Raw genomic sequence first — 16332 nt, 5'->3', positions numbered from 1 at the left:
GCGCCCCGCCATCAGTCCTTACGAGGCCGGAAATACCATTTGCGCTCGACGGCAGCGGCCAGATCAAGGCCGTTGCGGTGCGCAAAGAGCAGGATATGGCCGAGCACATCGGCGGTCTCGTCCGCCAGGGCCGTCGCCAGTTCCGCTTCGCTCATGCCCTTGCGGCGCCCACGACCGGTCACCCTGTTCCAGATCTGGATCAGTTCGCCCATCTCCTCCTGGAGTTTCAGGACGAACCAGTCGTCGTCGCGTTCCAGGCCGTTGTCGGCGGCATAACTTGCCGAAGCCACTTCAAATTGCTGCATCAGATCTTTCAACATCGGCGTCGTTCCCTTTATGTTCCTGGCATTGATGAACGATTCCGACAAAAAAGTCGAGCCGGCGGAGTTTTGCCCCGCCGGCTCTCATTTATCCAATATGCTCTATGCTCAGCCCTTGTTCGGGAGCAGCATGCAATCGAAATCCTTGCGCTTCAAAGCCGAGCAGGCTGAATTCGCATCGTCGCGGCTTGCAAAACCGACGAAGCGGGCACGATAGACCGTGTTGGCACCCTTGCCGACGGCTTCCGTGTAGGGCGAGGCATTGGCGAGCGCATTGCCGGCCCTGGACTTCGCCTCGGACAATAGATCCTTAGCGGCCTGTGCGGTCGGCGTTGCGGCGATCTGCACCTGCCAACCGCCGGCCGCGGCCGGCTTGTTGGCAACGAGGATCTGGTCCATCGCAGCGGGACGGTCCATCGGAACGGTGACGTTCGAGGCTGCGGCAAAGGCCAGCGGAGCGGCCTCGACGCGCTTGCGCGCTATCGTGGTGGTGGCTGGTATCGTAGCGGCGGGTGTCGTTGTAGCCGTGGTCTGCGCATCGACATCGACGGAAACATCGTCGGATGCAGACGCCACTTCGACCTGCTTTGCCACCTTGCCGCCGCCAACGCTGGCGAGCAGCCGCGGTGTCGCAGCCGGGCTTGCCTTCGGCACATAGCGATCCAGCAGAGAGGCCATCAGCGCATCGCGACCGCGTGCGGTGGCGCCACCCATGACGACGCCGATCACGCGGCGGTTGCCCTGACGCACGGCGCTGACGAGGTTGAAGCCGGAGGCATTGGTGTAGCCGGTCTTGATGCCGTCCATGCCTTCATAGCGATACATGAGGTTGTTGTGGCCGCGAACGCGTTGGCCGCGATAAGTGAAGCTCGGCTGCGAGAAGAGCCGGTATTCCTGGGGATAGTTGTTGATGAGCGCAACGGCAAGCGTCGACATATCGCGTGCGGTCGTCACCTGCTGCATGCTCGGAAGGCCGGACGCGTTCACGAAGACAGTGCGGCGCATGCCGATCTCGCGCGCCTTCTGCGTCATCAGCCGGGCAAAGCCGCTTTCGCTGCCGCCGAGCGCTTCCGCCATGGCAGCGGCGGCATCGTTGGCGGATTTGACAATCATGCCGTCGACGGCTTCGCGAACGGTCACCGTGCCGCCCGCCTTCAGACCGAGCTTGGTCGGGGGCTTGGTCGCGGCAGCGCGCGATACCGGTATGCGGGTGTTCCAGCTGAGCTTGCCGCGATGGATAGCCTCGAAGGCCAAATACAAGGTCATCATCTTGGTCAACGATGCCGGATGGTTGAGGCTATCCGCATTGTTGGAAGCCAGCACATTGCCGGTCTTCGCATCCATGATGAAATAGGCGCCGCCGGCGAAGCTCGCCACAGGGGCGCTCACCAGCAGGACGGCCGCAGACAGGGCCATCAAAAGTCTTTTCATATTCGTCCCCAACCGAAAGAATGCCAACACACCGCATCAATCCCTGTATGATTTTGCGACAGAAACCCTGATATCAGTGCGATATTGAGGCAACAGCCTCCATAGTTCTCCAATTTTGCCTTTCCTGGTAAAATAACTATTAACGCATTGGAAATTATGGCAAAGATTCAGTAAGGTTTAACGGGGATGGGCTACAAGCCTGACATTCGTCAACCGGATCGATCCGCATGGAACAGGGCATCAAGGTCCGCCTGAAGCGCAGGCTGATCTCCAGCGGACTTGAGGCGGCCGCAATTCTTAAGGGTGCCGGCCTGATGCGAGACGTCGCCGTCATCGGCTCCATATTCACCCTGCATCATGTCCGCCCTACCCTGTCCCGACGCTTCGCACCCAACGCGCATCTCGAGGTCTCCCCCGATTTTCTCGACCGGGCGATCGGCCGCCTGAAGAAGGACGGCTACGAGTTCATCCCTGTTGACGCATTGCCGGCGCGGGTCGCGAATGCCGATGGCAAGCCGCCATTCGTCGCCTTCACGCTCGATGACGGCAACCGCGACAATCTCGATCACGCCCTGCCGATCTTTGCCCGCTACAATGCACCCTTCACAATCTTCGTTGCCCAGGGTCTTTCGGAACGGACCCATAGCCTGTGGTGGGAAACGCTGGCCGAACTTCTTGAGCGGCTGGATCGGCTGACATTCGATTTCGGGTCCGGCGAGGAATTCCTGCCGCTCGGAAAGTACAGTCAGAAGCAGGCTGCCTTTTCCCGTTTTGCGGCTTTCGTTCATGGCAATGACGAGAGCGAGGCCGTTGCGCGGATCGACGATCTCGCCAGACGGAACGGTCTGGAGCCGCTGGATATCGTCCGTGCATCGATCATGGATCGGGCGGAGTTGCGGGACCTCGCCCGCCATCCCCTCGCTTCGCTTGGCGCGCATACAGTGAGCCATCGGGCGCTGGCGCGGCTGCCCGAGGCGGAGTCCGCGGCGGAAATGGCGCTTTCAGCCGACTATGTGGCCGACATCACGGCGAAACGACCGACCGTGATTGCCTATCCCTATGGGACGATCGATGCGGTCTCGTCGCGAGAGGGCAGGCTTGCTGCCGAACTCGGCTTCTCGGTCGGGGTCACGACACGACCCGGCATGATCACGGCGGCAAGCGGCGGCGGCCTCACCCTGCTGCCGAGGCTGTCGCTGAACGGTCACTATCAGAAGGCACGCTATGCCTCGGCGCTCGCCTCCGGCATTCCCATGCGGCTGATGGGACGCCGGGAGGCGATGTAGCTCCGCCGGGCGACGGTGCCGATCTTACGGATACATCCGCACCTTTTGCCAGGCGCCTTCCGGCACATCACGTCGAAATTCGATACGGTCGTGCAAACGGAACTGGCGGTCGTGCCAGAATTCGATCGACAGCGGGCGGATACGGAAGCCGGACCAGTAAGGCGGGCGCGGAATGTCACCGATGGCATAGCGGGCGGTATATTCGGCAACAGCCTTTTCCAAGGCGAACCGACCCTCAAGAGGACGAGACTGCTTCGAAGCCCAAGCACCGATTCGGCTGCCGCGAGCTCTCGTCTTGTAGTACTCGTCCGCCTCCTTGTCAGTCACCACCTCAACCAGACCGCGCAGGCGCACCTGGCGACGTAGCGATTTCCAGTGGAAACACATGGCTGCTTTCTTTTGGGAAAGAATTTCTTGGCCTTTCTGGCTTTCGAAATTCGTATAGAATACGAATCCGTCGCTATCGAAACCCTTCAGAAGGACCATGCGAACATTTGGCAACCCATCCTTATCAACCGTTGCCAGAGCAACCGCATTCGGATCATTGGGTTCAGTGGTCTCCGCCTCGCGCAGCCAGGCTGCAAAAAGAGTGAAGGGTTCGTTCTGCTCGGTGAAGTCACCGCTTGTTAACTCGTTTTCCGACATATTAGTTTAAATACTCCGCAATTCCTAGAAACAGTCGGCCTCTCAGGCTGGCCGAAATATTCGGGTGGAAGTCATAGCAAAGTCGACCGTTCATACAAAGCGCAAGCTTGCAAAAGACGCGACGATGGCTATCGCCCTTGTCTCCCTTTTCACCCTTGGCGGCTGCGTTGGCGGAGGGATGGACTATCTCAGCTCAGCGAAAGTGGACCGCAGCGTCTCGACCGGCACAGTGCCGACCGCCCCTGTAACCACCGATAGTATCTCCGACGAAGCCACAGTGCGCAACGCCGTAACTTCGGCGGATCTTCACAAGCTCAACGGCCAGTCGATTCCCTGGGCCAATGCTTCCACGGGCAGCGCCGGCGTCATCGACATGATCGTCGAAAACAATGCCTCGGGCGTGGTCTGCCGCCAATTCCGTACAACCCGCCATTCCTATGACGGCATCGCCAACTTCTCCGGCAGAACCTGCCTCGTCGGCCAAGGCGAATGGCAATTGCTGAGCTTTCAGCAGGCCGGCTGATTAGCACTTTTCTAGCTTCCCAAAGCCAGGGCAGTCCGGCTCGACGGCCGCCACAATACATATGGCATGCTACTCCAGTTTCACGCGCCCGTCGTTAGCAATCGGCTAACCATCTCGCAAAATGGCCATTGTCCGCTCCCACCAGGCGTAACGCCTGATTAGCAACTTTTCCCGCAGGATCATTTCATACGCGCAACGACCTTGCCTCTTAAAGGGCGCAGGACAGCGAAGCGCGGACCATGAATTTATTTTGCTGGGATGCTCCTACGGTGCCGGGCACACCCATGAAACAGTGGCGGGAAAGATGCGTGATCCTTACAAGGTGCTGGGCGTAAAGAAGGATGCCGGGGCGGACGAGATAAAGTCCGCATGGCGCAACCTCGCAAAAACGGCCCACCCCGATCACAATATGGGCGATCCAACCGCCACCGAGCGTTTCGCCGAGATCGGCCGGGCATACGAGACGCTGAAGGACCCGCAAAAGCGCAGCCGCTACGACCAGATCGCCCGCATGGCCGAAGCAAAAGGCCAGAGCACCGAGCAGACGATCATACAGCAGCGCCAGGCGGCGCGCGAAATGGCCGAGCGCGCCAGGGCTGCACGTGCCAATGCTGAAAAAGTCATGGAGGAACTGGCCCGGGCAAACGCCCGCAAGGCGGCCGCAGCCGCTGCCGCGTCCAGTCAGCAGACGGCCACGAACGAGTCGCCCGAGGACGTGGTCGAGCGCATCTTCGGCGCAAAAGCCGCCCGCACGCAGCAGGAGCAGGCCACGGCCGAGGCGGTTGCACAGCAAGCCGGTAAGCAGCAAGCCGGCAAGCCGCAGGAAGCCGACACGACCACCACCGAAGAGGCACAGGTCGAAGAGGAACTGCTGGCAACGGGAACCGGCTCGGTAAGCTCGCGCTCGGCATTCGGCATTCTAAGCTCGTTCGTGCGCCGTATTACCGGCAGCAATGTTCAGGAGAAGCCACCGGAAAAGACGCCGGAAGTCGCTGCCGAAGCGACCGTGGCGCTCGACGACATGCTGAAGGCGCGCTGGATGACCGTGCCTCTGTCCGACGGTCGCGAGGCGCGCTTCCAGGCAACGACGGATATCAGCAACGGCCAGGTGCTTCACCTGAAGGGCCAGGGATTGAAGCTGCCGGGAATGCTGCGCGGCGATGTCGCCGTCACCATCCATTTGTCCACCGACAGCCGCTTCACGCTCGATGGCCATAACGTTCGCACCACACTGCCCGTGACGATAGAAAATGCCGTGCTCGGCTGCGAAACCACGGTCGAAGGGCTGAACGGTCAGGTCAGACTTACGGTACCGGCATGGTCCGGCTCGGATCAGATCGTTCGTATTCCCGGCGAGGGATTGCCTGACGGCAGTGGCGGCAAGGGCGATCTTGTCGTCGAATTGCGGCTGATGCTTTGGGAAAAACCAGACGACAAGATTACAGACCTGATGCGCAGCATGCGCGAAGGGCTTTTCCTGTGAAATTTTGGTGACAACAGCACCCTTTGTTACGATCCCTAACAGTTGATGATCTTTACGATGCTTGAACAGGGGAACGGCCTATGCCATAGGCAGGGTCATTCGAAAGTTCAAGGGAGCAGAATATGGCTCAATCCACTGGCCTCATGGCAGGCAAGCGCGGCGTCATCCTCGGCGTAGCAAACAACCGTTCGATAGCGTGGGGTATTGCCAAGGCCTGTTCGGATGCCGGAGCCGAGATCGCATTGACATGGCAGGGCGACGCTCTGAAGAAGCGCGTCGAGCCGCTCGCTCAGGAACTCGGCGCCTTCATGGCAGGCCATTGCGACGTGACCGAGCCGTCAACGATCGACGCCGTTATCGACGCGCTGGAAGCAAAGTGGGGCAAGATCGATTTCATCGTGCACGCGATCGCCTTCTCCGACAAGGATGAGTTGACCGGCCGTTACCTCGATACCAGCCGCGACAACTTCACCAAGACGATGGACATCTCCGTCTATTCGTTCACGGCCGTCGCACAGCGCGCCGAGCGAATCATGAATGACGGCGGCTCGATGATCACCCTCACCTATTACGGTGCGGAGAAGGTCATGCCGCATTATAACGTCATGGGTGTCGCCAAGGCTGCTCTGGAAGCAAGCGTGCGCTACCTCGCAGTCGATCTCGGTAGCCGCGGCATTCGCGTCAATGCGATTTCGGCAGGCCCGATCAAGACGCTCGCAGCTTCCGGCATCGGCGACTTCCGCTATATACTGAAGTGGAACGAGTACAACGCGCCGCTGAAGCGGACCGTTACGATCGACGAGGTCGGCAACTCCGCCCTCTACCTTCTGTCCGACCTGTCGACGGCTGTCACAGGCGAAATCCATCACGTCGATTCCGGCTATCACACAGTCGGCATGAAGGCTGTGGACGCGCCCGACATTTCCGTGGCGAAGGACTGATCAACAGGAAGACTGACCGTGGCGCCCATCCTCTATGTGATACGTCACGGTCAGACCGACTGGAATGCCGAGCGCCGCCTGCAGGGGCAGAAGGACATCGATCTCAATGCCATCGGCCGCGAACAGGCGCGGCAGAACGGCATCGACCTCGCCGAAATCCTCGCATTCGAAAACCGACCTTTCGATTTCATCGCCAGCCCGATGCGGCGCACGCGCGAGACCATGGAAATCGCCCGGCAGGCCATCGGCCTGCCGCCCAAGGACTATCTCACCGACGACAGGCTGATCGAGCTGTCGTTCGGCGCCTGGGAAGGCTTTACCCTCAAGGAACTGAAGGCAACGCAGCCTGACCGGCTTGCAGAGCGCAAGGCGAATAAATGGGATTTCATCCCACCCGGCGATGACGCCGAAAGCTACGAAATCCTCTCCTGGCGCGTGGGCTCCTGGTTGGCCTCAGTCGACCGGCCAACCGTCTGCGTCACGCATGGCGGCGTCATCCGCACGCTATTCCGTCTGATCGGCGATGTTGCGAAGGAAGAGGCGGCCGAAATCCCGATCCATCAGGACCAGATCCTGAAGGTCGATCCGCAAATGAAGATTATCGGCTGGATCTAAGATATTTCCGGGAAGAGTCGGCGGCTTTCTTCGACCGGAATTATATGAAATCACACATTGCCACGGTGCCCATGAGCCGCCGGCAGCCTAGTGGCGTCAGCATTTACTGGACGATATCGAGATCGTTGACGACGCGCTTGCCGTCGACTTCCGTGTAGAAGACCACGACCTTGACGCCGGCCTGCAGGCCGTTGAAATCAAAATCCTCGGGAACCTGATAGTTCTTGCCATCATCCAGCGTGATGCTGAAATTCTTCGTATCGACCTTCTTGATCGTTGCCTCGACATCCGCGCTCTCGGCAAAGCCAGCGACGGGAGCAAGCAGGCTTGCCGTTGCTAAAAGCGTCGCTACGAAAAAGCGCATGGTCGTTACCCTTCAGGTCAATTTGCTCGTGATTTCTTATGCGGCGTAGAAAACACGTCGAATATGGCGGAAGTTGCCCCCAATAGTGACTTCGCCCGCCCAATTGATGAATGTCTCGTCACAATCCACAATTCGGATTAATCTTTGTTTACCATGCCGATGGTCGGTGCAAGATGGGAGCCAAGCGCCGGTCCTGCGGCAACGGAAAGAAAGATTTTGTCTTACCGGCTTTTTGGCCTATGAGTGGGCCACAATCGCAAGAGACAAGACGCGGTCTGTTCGTCAGGCCGCACCAATCCGGTCGTTTTTCATGTCGCACAATACTTTCGGTCACCTCTTCCGCGTCACCACCTGGGGCGAAAGCCACGGCCCGGCACTCGGCTGTGTCGTCGACGGCTGCCCTCCAGGTCTCCGCTTCAAGCTCGAGGATCTTCAGGTCTGGCTCGACAAGCGCAAGCCGGGACAATCACGCTTCGTCACGCAGCGGCGCGAGGACGATCTCGTCAAGGTGCTGTCCGGGGTGATGATGGACGAGGACGGCGAGACCATGATCTCGACGGGCACGCCGATCTCGATGCTGATCGAGAATACCGACCAGCGCTCGAAGGATTACGGCGAGATCGCGCGGCGTTACCGCCCAGGCCATGCCGACTACACCTATGACGTCAAATACGGCATTCGCGACTATCGCGGCGGCGGGCGCTCGTCGGCGCGCGAAACAGCCGCACGCGTTGCTGCCGGCGGCATTGCCCGCCTCGTCGTGCCCGGCGTGACGATCCGCGGCGCGCTGGTACAGATCGGCAAGCACAAGATCAACCGCGCCAACTGGGATTGGACTAAGGTCGATCAGAACCCCTTCTTCGCCCCCGATCCGGAAATCGTGCCGGTGTGGGAAGAGTATCTCGATGGTATCCGCAAGGCCGGCTCCTCGATCGGCGCTGTGGTAGAAGTCGTGGCCGAAGGCGTGCCGGCCGGTCTCGGCGCACCGATCTACGGCAAGCTCGATCAGGATATCGCCTCGCTGCTGATGTCGATCAACGCCGTCAAGGGCGTCGAAATCGGTGAAGGCTTTGCCTCTGCCGAGCTGACAGGCGAGGAGAATGCCGACGAGATGCGCATGGGCAATGACGGCAAGCGCATCTTCCTGTCCAATCATGCCGGCGGCATCCTCGGCGGCATTTCCACCGGCGAGCCGGTGATCGCCCGCTTCGCCATCAAGCCGACCTCTTCGATCCTGACCGAACGCCAGTCGATCGATGCCGATGGCCACAATGTCGATGTGCGCACCAAGGGCCGTCACGATCCGTGCGTCGGCATTCGTGCCGTGCCGATCGGCGAAGCGATGGTTGCTTGCGCCGTTGCCGACCATTATCTGAGGGATCGCGGCCAGACGGGCCAGCAGAGATAGGAATTTCTAGATGCCTTACGACCAGAAGCGTGTTGTCGATGCCATCCGGGCCTTCGAGGCCGGCGAAATCGTCGTGGTCATGGATGATAACGATCGTGAAAACGAAGGCGACCTGATCGTCGCGGCGGTTCACTGCACGCCGGATAAGATGGCCTTCATCGTTCGGCACACCTCGGGCATCGTCTGCACGCCGATGCCGCGAGAGGAAGCCAAGCGCCTGAACCTCAACGCCATGGTAGCGGAGAACGATTCCGCCCACACGACAGCCTTCACCGTCTCCGTCGACTTCAAGCATGGCACCACCACGGGCATTTCCGCCGACGACCGGACGCTGACGGTGCGCAACCTCGCCAATCCGAATGTCGGGCCCACCGATTTCGTCCGTCCCGGCCATATCTTCCCGCTCGTTGCCCGCGAGGGCGGCGTGCTCATGCGCTCCGGCCATACGGAAGCTGCCGTCGACCTCTGCAAGCTTGCCGGCCTGCCGCCGATCGGCGTCATCAGCGAGCTCGTCAATGACGACGGCACGGTGACACGCGGCCAGCAGGTGGTGGAATTCGCCGAACAGAACGGCCTGAAGCTTGTCTCCGTCGCCGATCTCATCGCCTATCGCCAGCGCAAGGAAACGCTGATCGAACTCGGCAACAGCTTCGATATCGAGACGCCGTTCGGCAAGGCGCGCGCACATACCTATTCGCTGCCCTGGGACCCGATGCAGCATCTCGCCGTCGTCTTCGGCGATATCCGCGACGGCATCGACATACCGGTGCGCCTGCATCCGGAAAACGTCGCCGATGATATTTTCGGCAAGAGCAGCCCGGTCGATTTCTACATGCAGAAGATTGCCGAAGAGGGCCGCGGCATCATCGTCTATCTGCGCGAAGGCTCCGTCGGCGTCGGCCATTTCGACAACGGCCGCAAATCGCGCCAGACCGGCCGCGAAGCCCATGCCGAAGCCCAGACGCGCGAGAACGAATGGCTGGAAATCGGCCTGGGTGCACAGATCCTGAAGGATCTCGGCGTCACCTCGATCAAGCTGCTTACCAGCCGCGAGCGGCACTATGTCGGCCTCGAAGGTTTTGGCATCAAGATCGCCAAGACGGAAATCTGCTGAAATTCGCCCTGCTCTTGACCGGGAGGGTCGGAGCAGAGCTCCGGGGTGAGGCGATGTCTCTCCGCACTCAGGGTCACCCCACCCCGTGTGTTCCGGGCGATCTCCCCTCTCAAGGCGGAGGTGGTGAGCCCCGCCACCCCTCGAGAAAGACGACCTTTTCGACGCCGGCGAAGCGAGCGACGCGGTCCAGCTCGGCCTCCAGCTTCTCCAGCCGGCCGGCCGAGGCCTTAATACCCGGCTCCAGCCACAGGCGCTTGACGTCCAGAGTGCCCAACTTGCGATCGGCCTTCATGTCGATCCGTCCGATCAGCCGGTCTCCCTCCAGCAGCGGGAAGACATAATAGCCGTATTCGCGCTTCGGTTCCGGCACGAAGATCTCGATGCGGTAGAAGAAACCGAAGAGACGTTCGGTGCGGTCTCTGTCTCGCAACATCGGGTCGAAGGGGCTGAGGATGCGGATGCGCGCCGGCGCTTCCGGATGATCATCGAGCGTTGCATGGAATTGCGTGAAGGCAAGGGATGGGCGCGGCTTGCCGCCGCCGGCAGGCTCGATCAGCACATCCGTCAATTCGTCACGATGCGTCTCGACCCAGGCCTTGGCCTCATGGGGTTTGACAAGATCCCAGAAGGCAGCGATTTCACCCGAGGTGGCAAAGCCCAGGCGCTGCAGCGCGCTGCGGCAGGCCCAGTCGACGAACTCGTCATGCTCCACTTCCGGCTCATGGAAACGGCTCGGCAGCACGCGTTCGACGAGATCGTAGACCTTCTGGAAATTGGTGCGGCCGGCGATGGCGAATTTGCCGGTACGCCAGAAATATTCGAGCGCCGTCTTATTCGGGTGCCAATTCCACCAGCCACCGGAGACGTGATCCTCCGCCTTGACTTCACGGGCGGTGATGGCGCCGTTCTTCAGCACACGCTCGTAGGTTTCCTCGAAGGCGGCCTCGAAGCCCTCCCCGCGCCATTTGCGCCACCGTTCGACGATCGTCACTTCTTCGCGGCGAAAGCGATGCTTCCAGTAGACGAAAAAGGCGCTCGGGAGGATGGAGGCATCATGAGTCCAGTTCTCGAAGAGTGCGCCATCCTTTTCCAAGAGCTCCGTCAGATGCTCTCGTCGATAGGTCTGGTTGCGCGAAAACAGGATCTGATGATGGGCGCGCTCCACGGTGGCGATGCTGTCCACCTGCACGAAACCGATGTCATTAATGAGCTGCAGCAACCCCGCCTTGGTCAAGGCGCGGTTCGGCGGATTGGCGAGCCCCTGCTTGGCAAGGAACACGCGGCGGGCGTCACGATTCGAAAGCAGATTCGTCATGGCGGATCATAGGCATAAATTCCCATGCGTTCAAAGAGGCATTGATTTGATAAATCGATGCGATGCGCTATAGCTCCGCGATAGAGCAATTCCAGGAAAAGTGTGCAGCGGTTTTCCGTCCGGAATTGCTTGAAATAAAGAGATAGAGCGGTTCAGAGGTTCCGTGAAGCGCTGAACCGCTCCAGTATCATGGGACGGGGAAGCCGCTTGGATATTCGCTTCGACAATGCCGGTGTCGATTATGGCACGCGCACCGCGCTGTTTCCGCTCAGCCTGGCGCTTCGGGAGCGCCGCATCGGTGTGATCGGCCTTAACGGTTCCGGCAAGACCACCTTTGCGCGGCTGATCAACGGGCTCGTCAAGCCGACGACCGGACGCATCGTGGTCGATGGGTTCGACACGGTCGGTGACGCCAGTGAAGTGCTCGGAAAAGTCGGCTATATCTTCCAGTCGCCGCAGAACCAGATCATCCTGCCCATCGTGCGCGACGACATCGCCTTCGGGCTGAAGGCGCGCGGATACGGCAAGACACAGATCGAGGCGGCCGTCGAGAACATTCTCGACCGGTTCGGCGTCAGCCATCTCGGCGCACGGCGCGCCCACGAGCTTTCCGGCGGAGAATTGCAGATGGCTGCCCTCTGCTCGGTGCTGGTCACCGGCCCCGACATCCTGATCCTCGACGAACCAACCAACCAGCTCGACCTCAAAAACCGGGCATTGGTGCAGAAGACCATCGCAGGGCTGCCCGAGGCCGTCATCGTCATCAGCCATGACCTGCCGCTGGTCGAGGATTTCGATCGGGTGCTGCTGTTCGACCAAGGCCGCCTGGTGGCCGATGCTCCGGCCGCCGAAGCCATTGCTCTCTACAAGGAGCTGGCAGGCTGATGCAAACGCTGCATGTCGACGCGGATACATGGATGCATCGGCTTTCGCCGCGCGTGAAGCTGCTGGCACTCGCGGCACTTGGCGTTTTGCTGTTCCTGACGCAATCCATCACGGTGCTTGCCTGTGCAAATCTCATCGGCTCAGGCTTCTATTTTCGCACCGGCTTGGCGTTCGGGGATGCGCTGAAGCGATTGCGTCCTATCCTGATCTCGATTACCGTGCTGGCTGTCTTTGCAGCACTTTTCGGCCCGCTTCACATCGCAATCGTCACCGCGCTGCGCCTGACGGCGCTCGCACTGTTTGCCGCCACCGTGACCGCGACGACATCGATGGCTGGGTTCATCGACGAGATCACCGCCCTTGCTATGCCGCTCGATAAGATGGGCCTGCTCAAAGCAGCCGATATCGGGCTTGCGATCGGCCTCGTTATCCGTTTCGTGCCTGAAATTCTCGACCGCTACCGCGCGATCCGCGAAGCGCATCAGGCCCGGGGGATCGAGATACGGCTGGCAACCACGCTTGCGCCGCTGATCATCCTGACGCTGCGCGATGCGGACAATATTGCGGCGGCGATTGACGCGCGCGGCATTCGGCGGCAATGAACATAGATCTTTTTCGGAAGGAGCCGCCATGAACACCCGCGATCTCGTCCTCTCGGCACTTTTTGCCGCCATCATCGTGGCGCTTGGCCTGCTGCCGCCGATCCCGATCGGCATCATTCCCGTACCGATAACCGCGCAGTCCCTCGGCGTCATGCTGACGGGCGTGGTGCTCGGAGCGAAGCGTGGCACCATCGCAGTGCTGATCGTCGTTGCGCTCGTCATCATCGGCCTGCCGGTGCTGTCGGGCGGCCGCGGCGGTCTTGCCGTCTTTGCAGGTCCGACGGCCGGCTTCTTCGTCGGCTGGATATTTGCAGCCTTCGCCACCGGTTATCTCTCGGAGCGGCTGGTGAAGCCCGAGCAGAGCGGCCTCAACCAGGGCATCAGCTTCTTTGTCGCGGCCGTGACCGGCGGCGTCGTGGTGCTCTATGCCTTCGGCATTGCCTGGCTGGCAATCAATATCGGCTTCAACAAGGCTTTCTTCGGCTCCCTGGCTTTCGTGCCGGGGGACCTCATAAAGGCTTTTGTCGCAGCCCTTGCCGGCCGTGCGGTCATGGTCGGCTACCCGCTGCTGCCGCAGCGAAGCTAGGCCGGGTTCAGGCCAGATATTTGTAGAGCCAATCGCGCGTGTCTTCCGGCAGCGGCGCGGGATCGTGCTCGTCGCCGCGAACCGCGAGCCAGAGAATTTCTACCTCTGCCGCGAGTTCATTGCCGGCCTCGACCGCAACGACGAAGCCGATCGACTTTCCGCCAATCTTGTTGACGCTGATCGAAAAGCGAGCAAGATCATCGTAGCGAAGGGGCCTGTGCAGGGAACAGGACGCCTTCCTGGCGATATAGATCGGCTCGTCATCGACCAAAGGCCGCGTGCGCCAAAAATTCGAAAGCGCCGTCTCCGCCTGCGAGATATAGGATGCTATGAACATGTGGCCATGCCTGTCGACATCGCGCGGCGGCACCCTGACTTCGATGACATCGGATCGCTCTACACTCATCATCACGCAACAACCCTGGTCGACGCCATACTGACCTTAATGAAAGCTTAACACCGCGCCTCGATAAGTAAACGGGCGCCCTTCCAAAGTGGTTAAGATGGATTGTTGACATCGTGGTGACATTGTCCATGTCCTGTAATAGGCGTCACACCTCCTCTATAGATTGGCCCCATGAGCACACGTCTTTACGAACATCCGATCTTCCTAGAACATATTGTTCCGCCCGGCCACCCGGAGCGGCCGGACCGATTGCGGTCGCTGAATATCGCGCTTGAGCATCCGAACTTCGAGCGGCTGGACCGGCGCAAGGCTCCGCCCGCTCCCGAGGATGCGATCCTGCTCGCACATCCCGAAGAACACCTGGAATTCGTCCTGCGCTCGATGCCGGACAGAGGCGACGACGGCGAGATCAACCAGCTCGAGGCAGACACCTATGCCAGCCCGAAGACGCTGCAGGCGATCCTGCACGGCGTCGGCGGCGCCATGGCGGCGGTGGACGACGTGTTTTCCGGCGCTGCCGACAATGTCTTCGTCGCGGCCCGCCCGCCCGGCCACCACGCCGAGAAGTCCAAGGCCATGGGCTTCTGCTTCTTCAACAATGCCGCGATCGCCGCCCGCCATGCGCAAAAGGCCCATGGCGCCGAGCGCGTCGCCATCGTCGACTGGGACGTGCACCACGGCAACGGCACGCAGGACATTTTCTGGGACGACCCGTCGGTGCTCTTCTGCTCCACCCATCAGATGCCGCTCTATCCGGGCACGGGCAAGAAGGACGAGCGCGGCGCGCACAATACCATTGTCAATGCGCCGCTTTCGCCGAACACCGGAGGGGATCATTTCCGTGAGGCCTTCAAATCGCGGATCCTGCCGGCGCTCGACGATTTCCGCCCGGACATCATCATCATCTCCGCCGGCTTCGACGCCCACTACCGCGATCCGCTGGCGCAGCTCAACCTCACCGGCGAGGATTTCGACTGGGCGACGGGGCGGCTTCTGGAGGTCGCCGACCGCAGCGCCAACAACCGGGTCGTCAGCCTGCTCGAAGGCGGCTATGATCTGGAAGGCCTCGCCGAGTCGGCGGGGATGCATATTCTACGCATGATGAAGGGTTGACGATGAGCGAGAGCGCCAAGGTAGATGTTTCAGGCTATTCCTTCGAGAAGGCCGTGGCGGAGCTTGAGAGCATCGTTGCGCGGCTGGAACGCGGCGACGTGGCCCTGGATGAATCCATCACCATCTACGAGCGCGGCGAAGCGCTGAAGAAGCATTGCGAGGCGCTGCTGTCGGCCGCCGAGAACCGCATCGAGAAAATCAGGCTCGACCGCGCCGGCAAGCCGCAGGGCACGGAACCGCTGGACGGTGCGTGAGAGCAGCGAGAAAATTTGAGTTTGCCTGACATTCCCGGTAGGTTGAGCGTCAACCGAAAGGAGAGCCCATATGTCCTTCTTCCCAGGCAAAGATCCTCAGGCCGGTGATGCCTTCGCCTGCGACGCGATCGAAAACCTCATCATTCCGCGTACCAGCGACCTTGGAGGTTTTTCGGTGCGGCGCGCGCTTCCGAGCAGCCGGCGGCGGCTGGTGGGGCCGTTCATCTTCTTCGACCGCATGGGTCCCGCGATCCTGCGGCCAGGCGAAGCGCTCGATGTCCGCCCGCATCCGCATATCGGCCTTTCCACGGTCACCTATCTGTTCGACGGCGAGATTCGCCATCTCGACAGCCTCGGCACGGCCAAGGTGATCCGCCCCGGCGACGTCAACCTGATGACGGCCGGGCGTGGTATCGTGCATTCCGAGCGCACCCCCGAAAATCTGCGTGACCATCCGTTTGCCATGTCGGGCCTGCAGACATGGCTGGCACTTCCTGATGACAGGGAAGAAATCGATCCCTCCTTTGCCCACACGGAAAAAGACGACCTGCCAGTCATCGACGATGGCGGTGTGACGGGACGGGTGGTGATCGGCAGTTTCGAAGGCCTCACCTCGCCGGTAAAGTCCTTTTCCGACACGCTCTATGTCGATCTACAGCTGCAGCCGGGCGGGAAGTTTCCTTTCGGAGCGGCGCATGAGGAGCGTGCCGTCTATATCCTTTCCGGCTCGCTCGTCGTCGCCGGCGACCGTTTCGAACAGGATCAGCTCCTCGTTTTCCGCCCCGGCGATGCCATCACCCTCGAAGCTGCGGAAAAAGGCTGTCATCTCATGCTTTTTGGAGGTGCGGCGCTCAATTCGAAGCGCTATATCTGGTGGAATTTCGTGTCATCTTCCAAGGAGCGCATCGAGAAAGCCAAGGAAGAATGGCGCACAGGCCGCTTCGACATCGTACCGGGTGACGAAGAAGAGTTCATCCCCCTGCCGGAAGGCTAACAGGTTCATAACAACCCTACATGTTTCTTGTTCGGGAACACCTTGAA

General features: G+C 60.6%; 19 protein-coding genes. 13 read left to right on the top strand and 6 right to left on the bottom strand.

Features of this window, described 5'->3' with window-relative positions; all coding sequences use genetic code 11:
• Positions 1-11: 11 nt before the first annotated feature.
• Together GA0061102_RS11800 and GA0061102_RS11795 are read right to left on the bottom strand one after the other, a co-directional pair.
• Complete coding sequence (locus tag GA0061102_RS11800) at positions 12-320, bottom strand: nucleoside triphosphate pyrophosphohydrolase family protein (RefSeq protein ID WP_092847160.1); 309 nt, start codon at positions 318-320, stop codon at positions 12-14.
• A gap of 108 nt (positions 321-428) precedes the next feature.
• Positions 429-1751, bottom strand: coding sequence for a D-alanyl-D-alanine carboxypeptidase (locus tag GA0061102_RS11795; protein WP_092847087.1), 1323 nt, complete (start codon positions 1749-1751; stop codon positions 429-431).
• Between the two features lie 227 nt (positions 1752-1978).
• On the opposite strand from GA0061102_RS11795, the gene GA0061102_RS11790 reads away from it, so the two are divergent.
• A complete protein-coding gene (locus tag GA0061102_RS11790) occupies positions 1979-3037 on the top strand; it encodes a polysaccharide deacetylase family protein (protein ID WP_092847085.1) in 1059 nt (352 codons plus the stop codon).
• 24 nt (positions 3038-3061) lie between these two features.
• On the opposite strand, the gene pdxH is transcribed toward GA0061102_RS11790, so the two are convergent.
• Positions 3062-3682, bottom strand: a complete 621-nt coding sequence (pdxH, locus tag GA0061102_RS11785; RefSeq protein ID WP_092847083.1) for a pyridoxamine 5'-phosphate oxidase — start codon at positions 3680-3682, stop codon at positions 3062-3064.
• A gap of 64 nt (positions 3683-3746) precedes the next feature.
• On the opposite strand from pdxH, the gene GA0061102_RS11780 reads away from it, so the two are divergent.
• The 4 genes from GA0061102_RS11780 to GA0061102_RS11765 all read left to right on the top strand — a co-directional run bounded on the left by GA0061102_RS11780 (position 3747) and on the right by GA0061102_RS11765 (position 7244).
• Complete coding sequence (locus tag GA0061102_RS11780) at positions 3747-4205, top strand: RT0821/Lpp0805 family surface protein (RefSeq protein WP_092847081.1); 459 nt, start codon at positions 3747-3749, stop codon at positions 4203-4205.
• A 304-nt stretch (positions 4206-4509) separates the two neighbouring features.
• Positions 4510-5688: a DnaJ domain-containing protein gene (locus GA0061102_RS11775; RefSeq protein ID WP_092847079.1), complete on the top strand. Its 1179-nt coding sequence runs from the start codon at positions 4510-4512 to the stop codon at positions 5686-5688.
• A 122-nt stretch (positions 5689-5810) separates the two neighbouring features.
• Positions 5811-6629, top strand: coding sequence for an enoyl-ACP reductase FabI (gene fabI / locus GA0061102_RS11770; protein WP_092847077.1), 819 nt, complete (start codon positions 5811-5813; stop codon positions 6627-6629).
• 18 nt (positions 6630-6647) lie between these two features.
• The gene (locus tag GA0061102_RS11765) at positions 6648-7244 is read left to right on the top strand and encodes a histidine phosphatase family protein (RefSeq protein ID WP_092847075.1); all 597 of its coding nucleotides are present in this window, start codon (positions 6648-6650) and stop codon (positions 7242-7244) included.
• Positions 7245-7347: 103 nt separating this feature from the next.
• Here GA0061102_RS11765 and GA0061102_RS11760 read toward each other — a convergent pair whose 3' ends face one another.
• Positions 7348-7608 carry a DUF1344 domain-containing protein gene (locus GA0061102_RS11760; protein ID WP_004110020.1) on the bottom strand — a complete coding sequence of 87 codons (261 nt, stop codon included), beginning with the start codon at positions 7606-7608 and terminating at the stop codon, positions 7348-7350.
• Positions 7609-7918: 310 nt separating this feature from the next.
• Here GA0061102_RS11760 and aroC point away from each other — a divergent pair, with 310 nt between their 5' ends.
• Together aroC and ribB are read left to right on the top strand one after the other, a co-directional pair.
• The gene (gene aroC / locus GA0061102_RS11755) at positions 7919-9016 is read left to right on the top strand and encodes a chorismate synthase (RefSeq protein ID WP_092847158.1); all 1098 of its coding nucleotides are present in this window, start codon (positions 7919-7921) and stop codon (positions 9014-9016) included.
• A gap of 10 nt (positions 9017-9026) precedes the next feature.
• On the top strand, positions 9027-10130 hold the full coding sequence (gene ribB / locus GA0061102_RS11750) for a 3,4-dihydroxy-2-butanone-4-phosphate synthase (protein WP_092847073.1): 1104 nt from the start codon (positions 9027-9029) through the stop codon (positions 10128-10130).
• 109 nt (positions 10131-10239) lie between these two features.
• Here the strand turns inward: ribB and GA0061102_RS11745 are convergent, their stop codons facing one another.
• The gene (locus tag GA0061102_RS11745; protein ID WP_092847071.1) at positions 10240-11445 is read right to left on the bottom strand and encodes a winged helix-turn-helix domain-containing protein; all 1206 of its coding nucleotides are present in this window, start codon (positions 11443-11445) and stop codon (positions 10240-10242) included.
• Positions 11446-11652: 207 nt separating this feature from the next.
• On the opposite strand from GA0061102_RS11745, the gene GA0061102_RS11740 reads away from it, so the two are divergent.
• Genes GA0061102_RS11740 through GA0061102_RS11730 form a run of 3 tightly spaced genes read left to right on the top strand, consistent with a single transcriptional unit; the run spans position 11653 to position 13518 of the window.
• Complete coding sequence (locus GA0061102_RS11740) at positions 11653-12330, top strand: energy-coupling factor ABC transporter ATP-binding protein (RefSeq protein ID WP_092847069.1); 678 nt, start codon at positions 11653-11655, stop codon at positions 12328-12330.
• Positions 12330-12932 carry an energy-coupling factor transporter transmembrane component T family protein gene (locus GA0061102_RS11735; protein ID WP_092847067.1) on the top strand — a complete coding sequence of 201 codons (603 nt, stop codon included), beginning with the start codon at positions 12330-12332 and terminating at the stop codon, positions 12930-12932. The genes GA0061102_RS11740 and GA0061102_RS11735 overlap by 1 nt, the downstream gene beginning before the upstream one ends.
• Before the next feature lie 28 nt (positions 12933-12960).
• Positions 12961-13518 (top strand): biotin transporter BioY, encoded by a 558-nt coding sequence (locus tag GA0061102_RS11730; RefSeq protein ID WP_092847065.1) that lies wholly within the window; start codon positions 12961-12963, stop codon positions 13516-13518.
• 7 nt (positions 13519-13525) lie between these two features.
• On the opposite strand, the gene GA0061102_RS11725 is transcribed toward GA0061102_RS11730, so the two are convergent.
• Positions 13526-13927: an acyl-CoA thioesterase gene (locus GA0061102_RS11725; protein ID WP_092847063.1), complete on the bottom strand. Its 402-nt coding sequence runs from the start codon at positions 13925-13927 to the stop codon at positions 13526-13528.
• Positions 13928-14095: 168 nt separating this feature from the next.
• Between GA0061102_RS11725 and GA0061102_RS11720 the strand changes: the two genes are divergently transcribed.
• From GA0061102_RS11720 to GA0061102_RS11710, 3 genes are all read left to right on the top strand, one after another.
• The gene (locus GA0061102_RS11720; protein ID WP_092847061.1) at positions 14096-15037 is read left to right on the top strand and encodes a histone deacetylase family protein; all 942 of its coding nucleotides are present in this window, start codon (positions 14096-14098) and stop codon (positions 15035-15037) included.
• A gap of 2 nt (positions 15038-15039) precedes the next feature.
• Positions 15040-15291 carry an exodeoxyribonuclease VII small subunit gene (locus GA0061102_RS11715; RefSeq protein ID WP_034488124.1) on the top strand — a complete coding sequence of 84 codons (252 nt, stop codon included), beginning with the start codon at positions 15040-15042 and terminating at the stop codon, positions 15289-15291.
• A 70-nt stretch (positions 15292-15361) separates the two neighbouring features.
• Positions 15362-16285, top strand: a complete 924-nt coding sequence (locus GA0061102_RS11710) for a pirin family protein (RefSeq protein ID WP_092847059.1) — start codon at positions 15362-15364, stop codon at positions 16283-16285.
• Positions 16286-16332 lie beyond the last annotated feature (47 nt).

Source organism: Martinezella miluonensis (genome assembly GCF_900094545.1).
GTDB classification, from domain to species: domain Bacteria; phylum Pseudomonadota; class Alphaproteobacteria; order Rhizobiales; family Rhizobiaceae; genus Rhizobium; species Rhizobium miluonense.
This window is presented reverse-complemented; position numbering and strand designations above follow the sequence as displayed.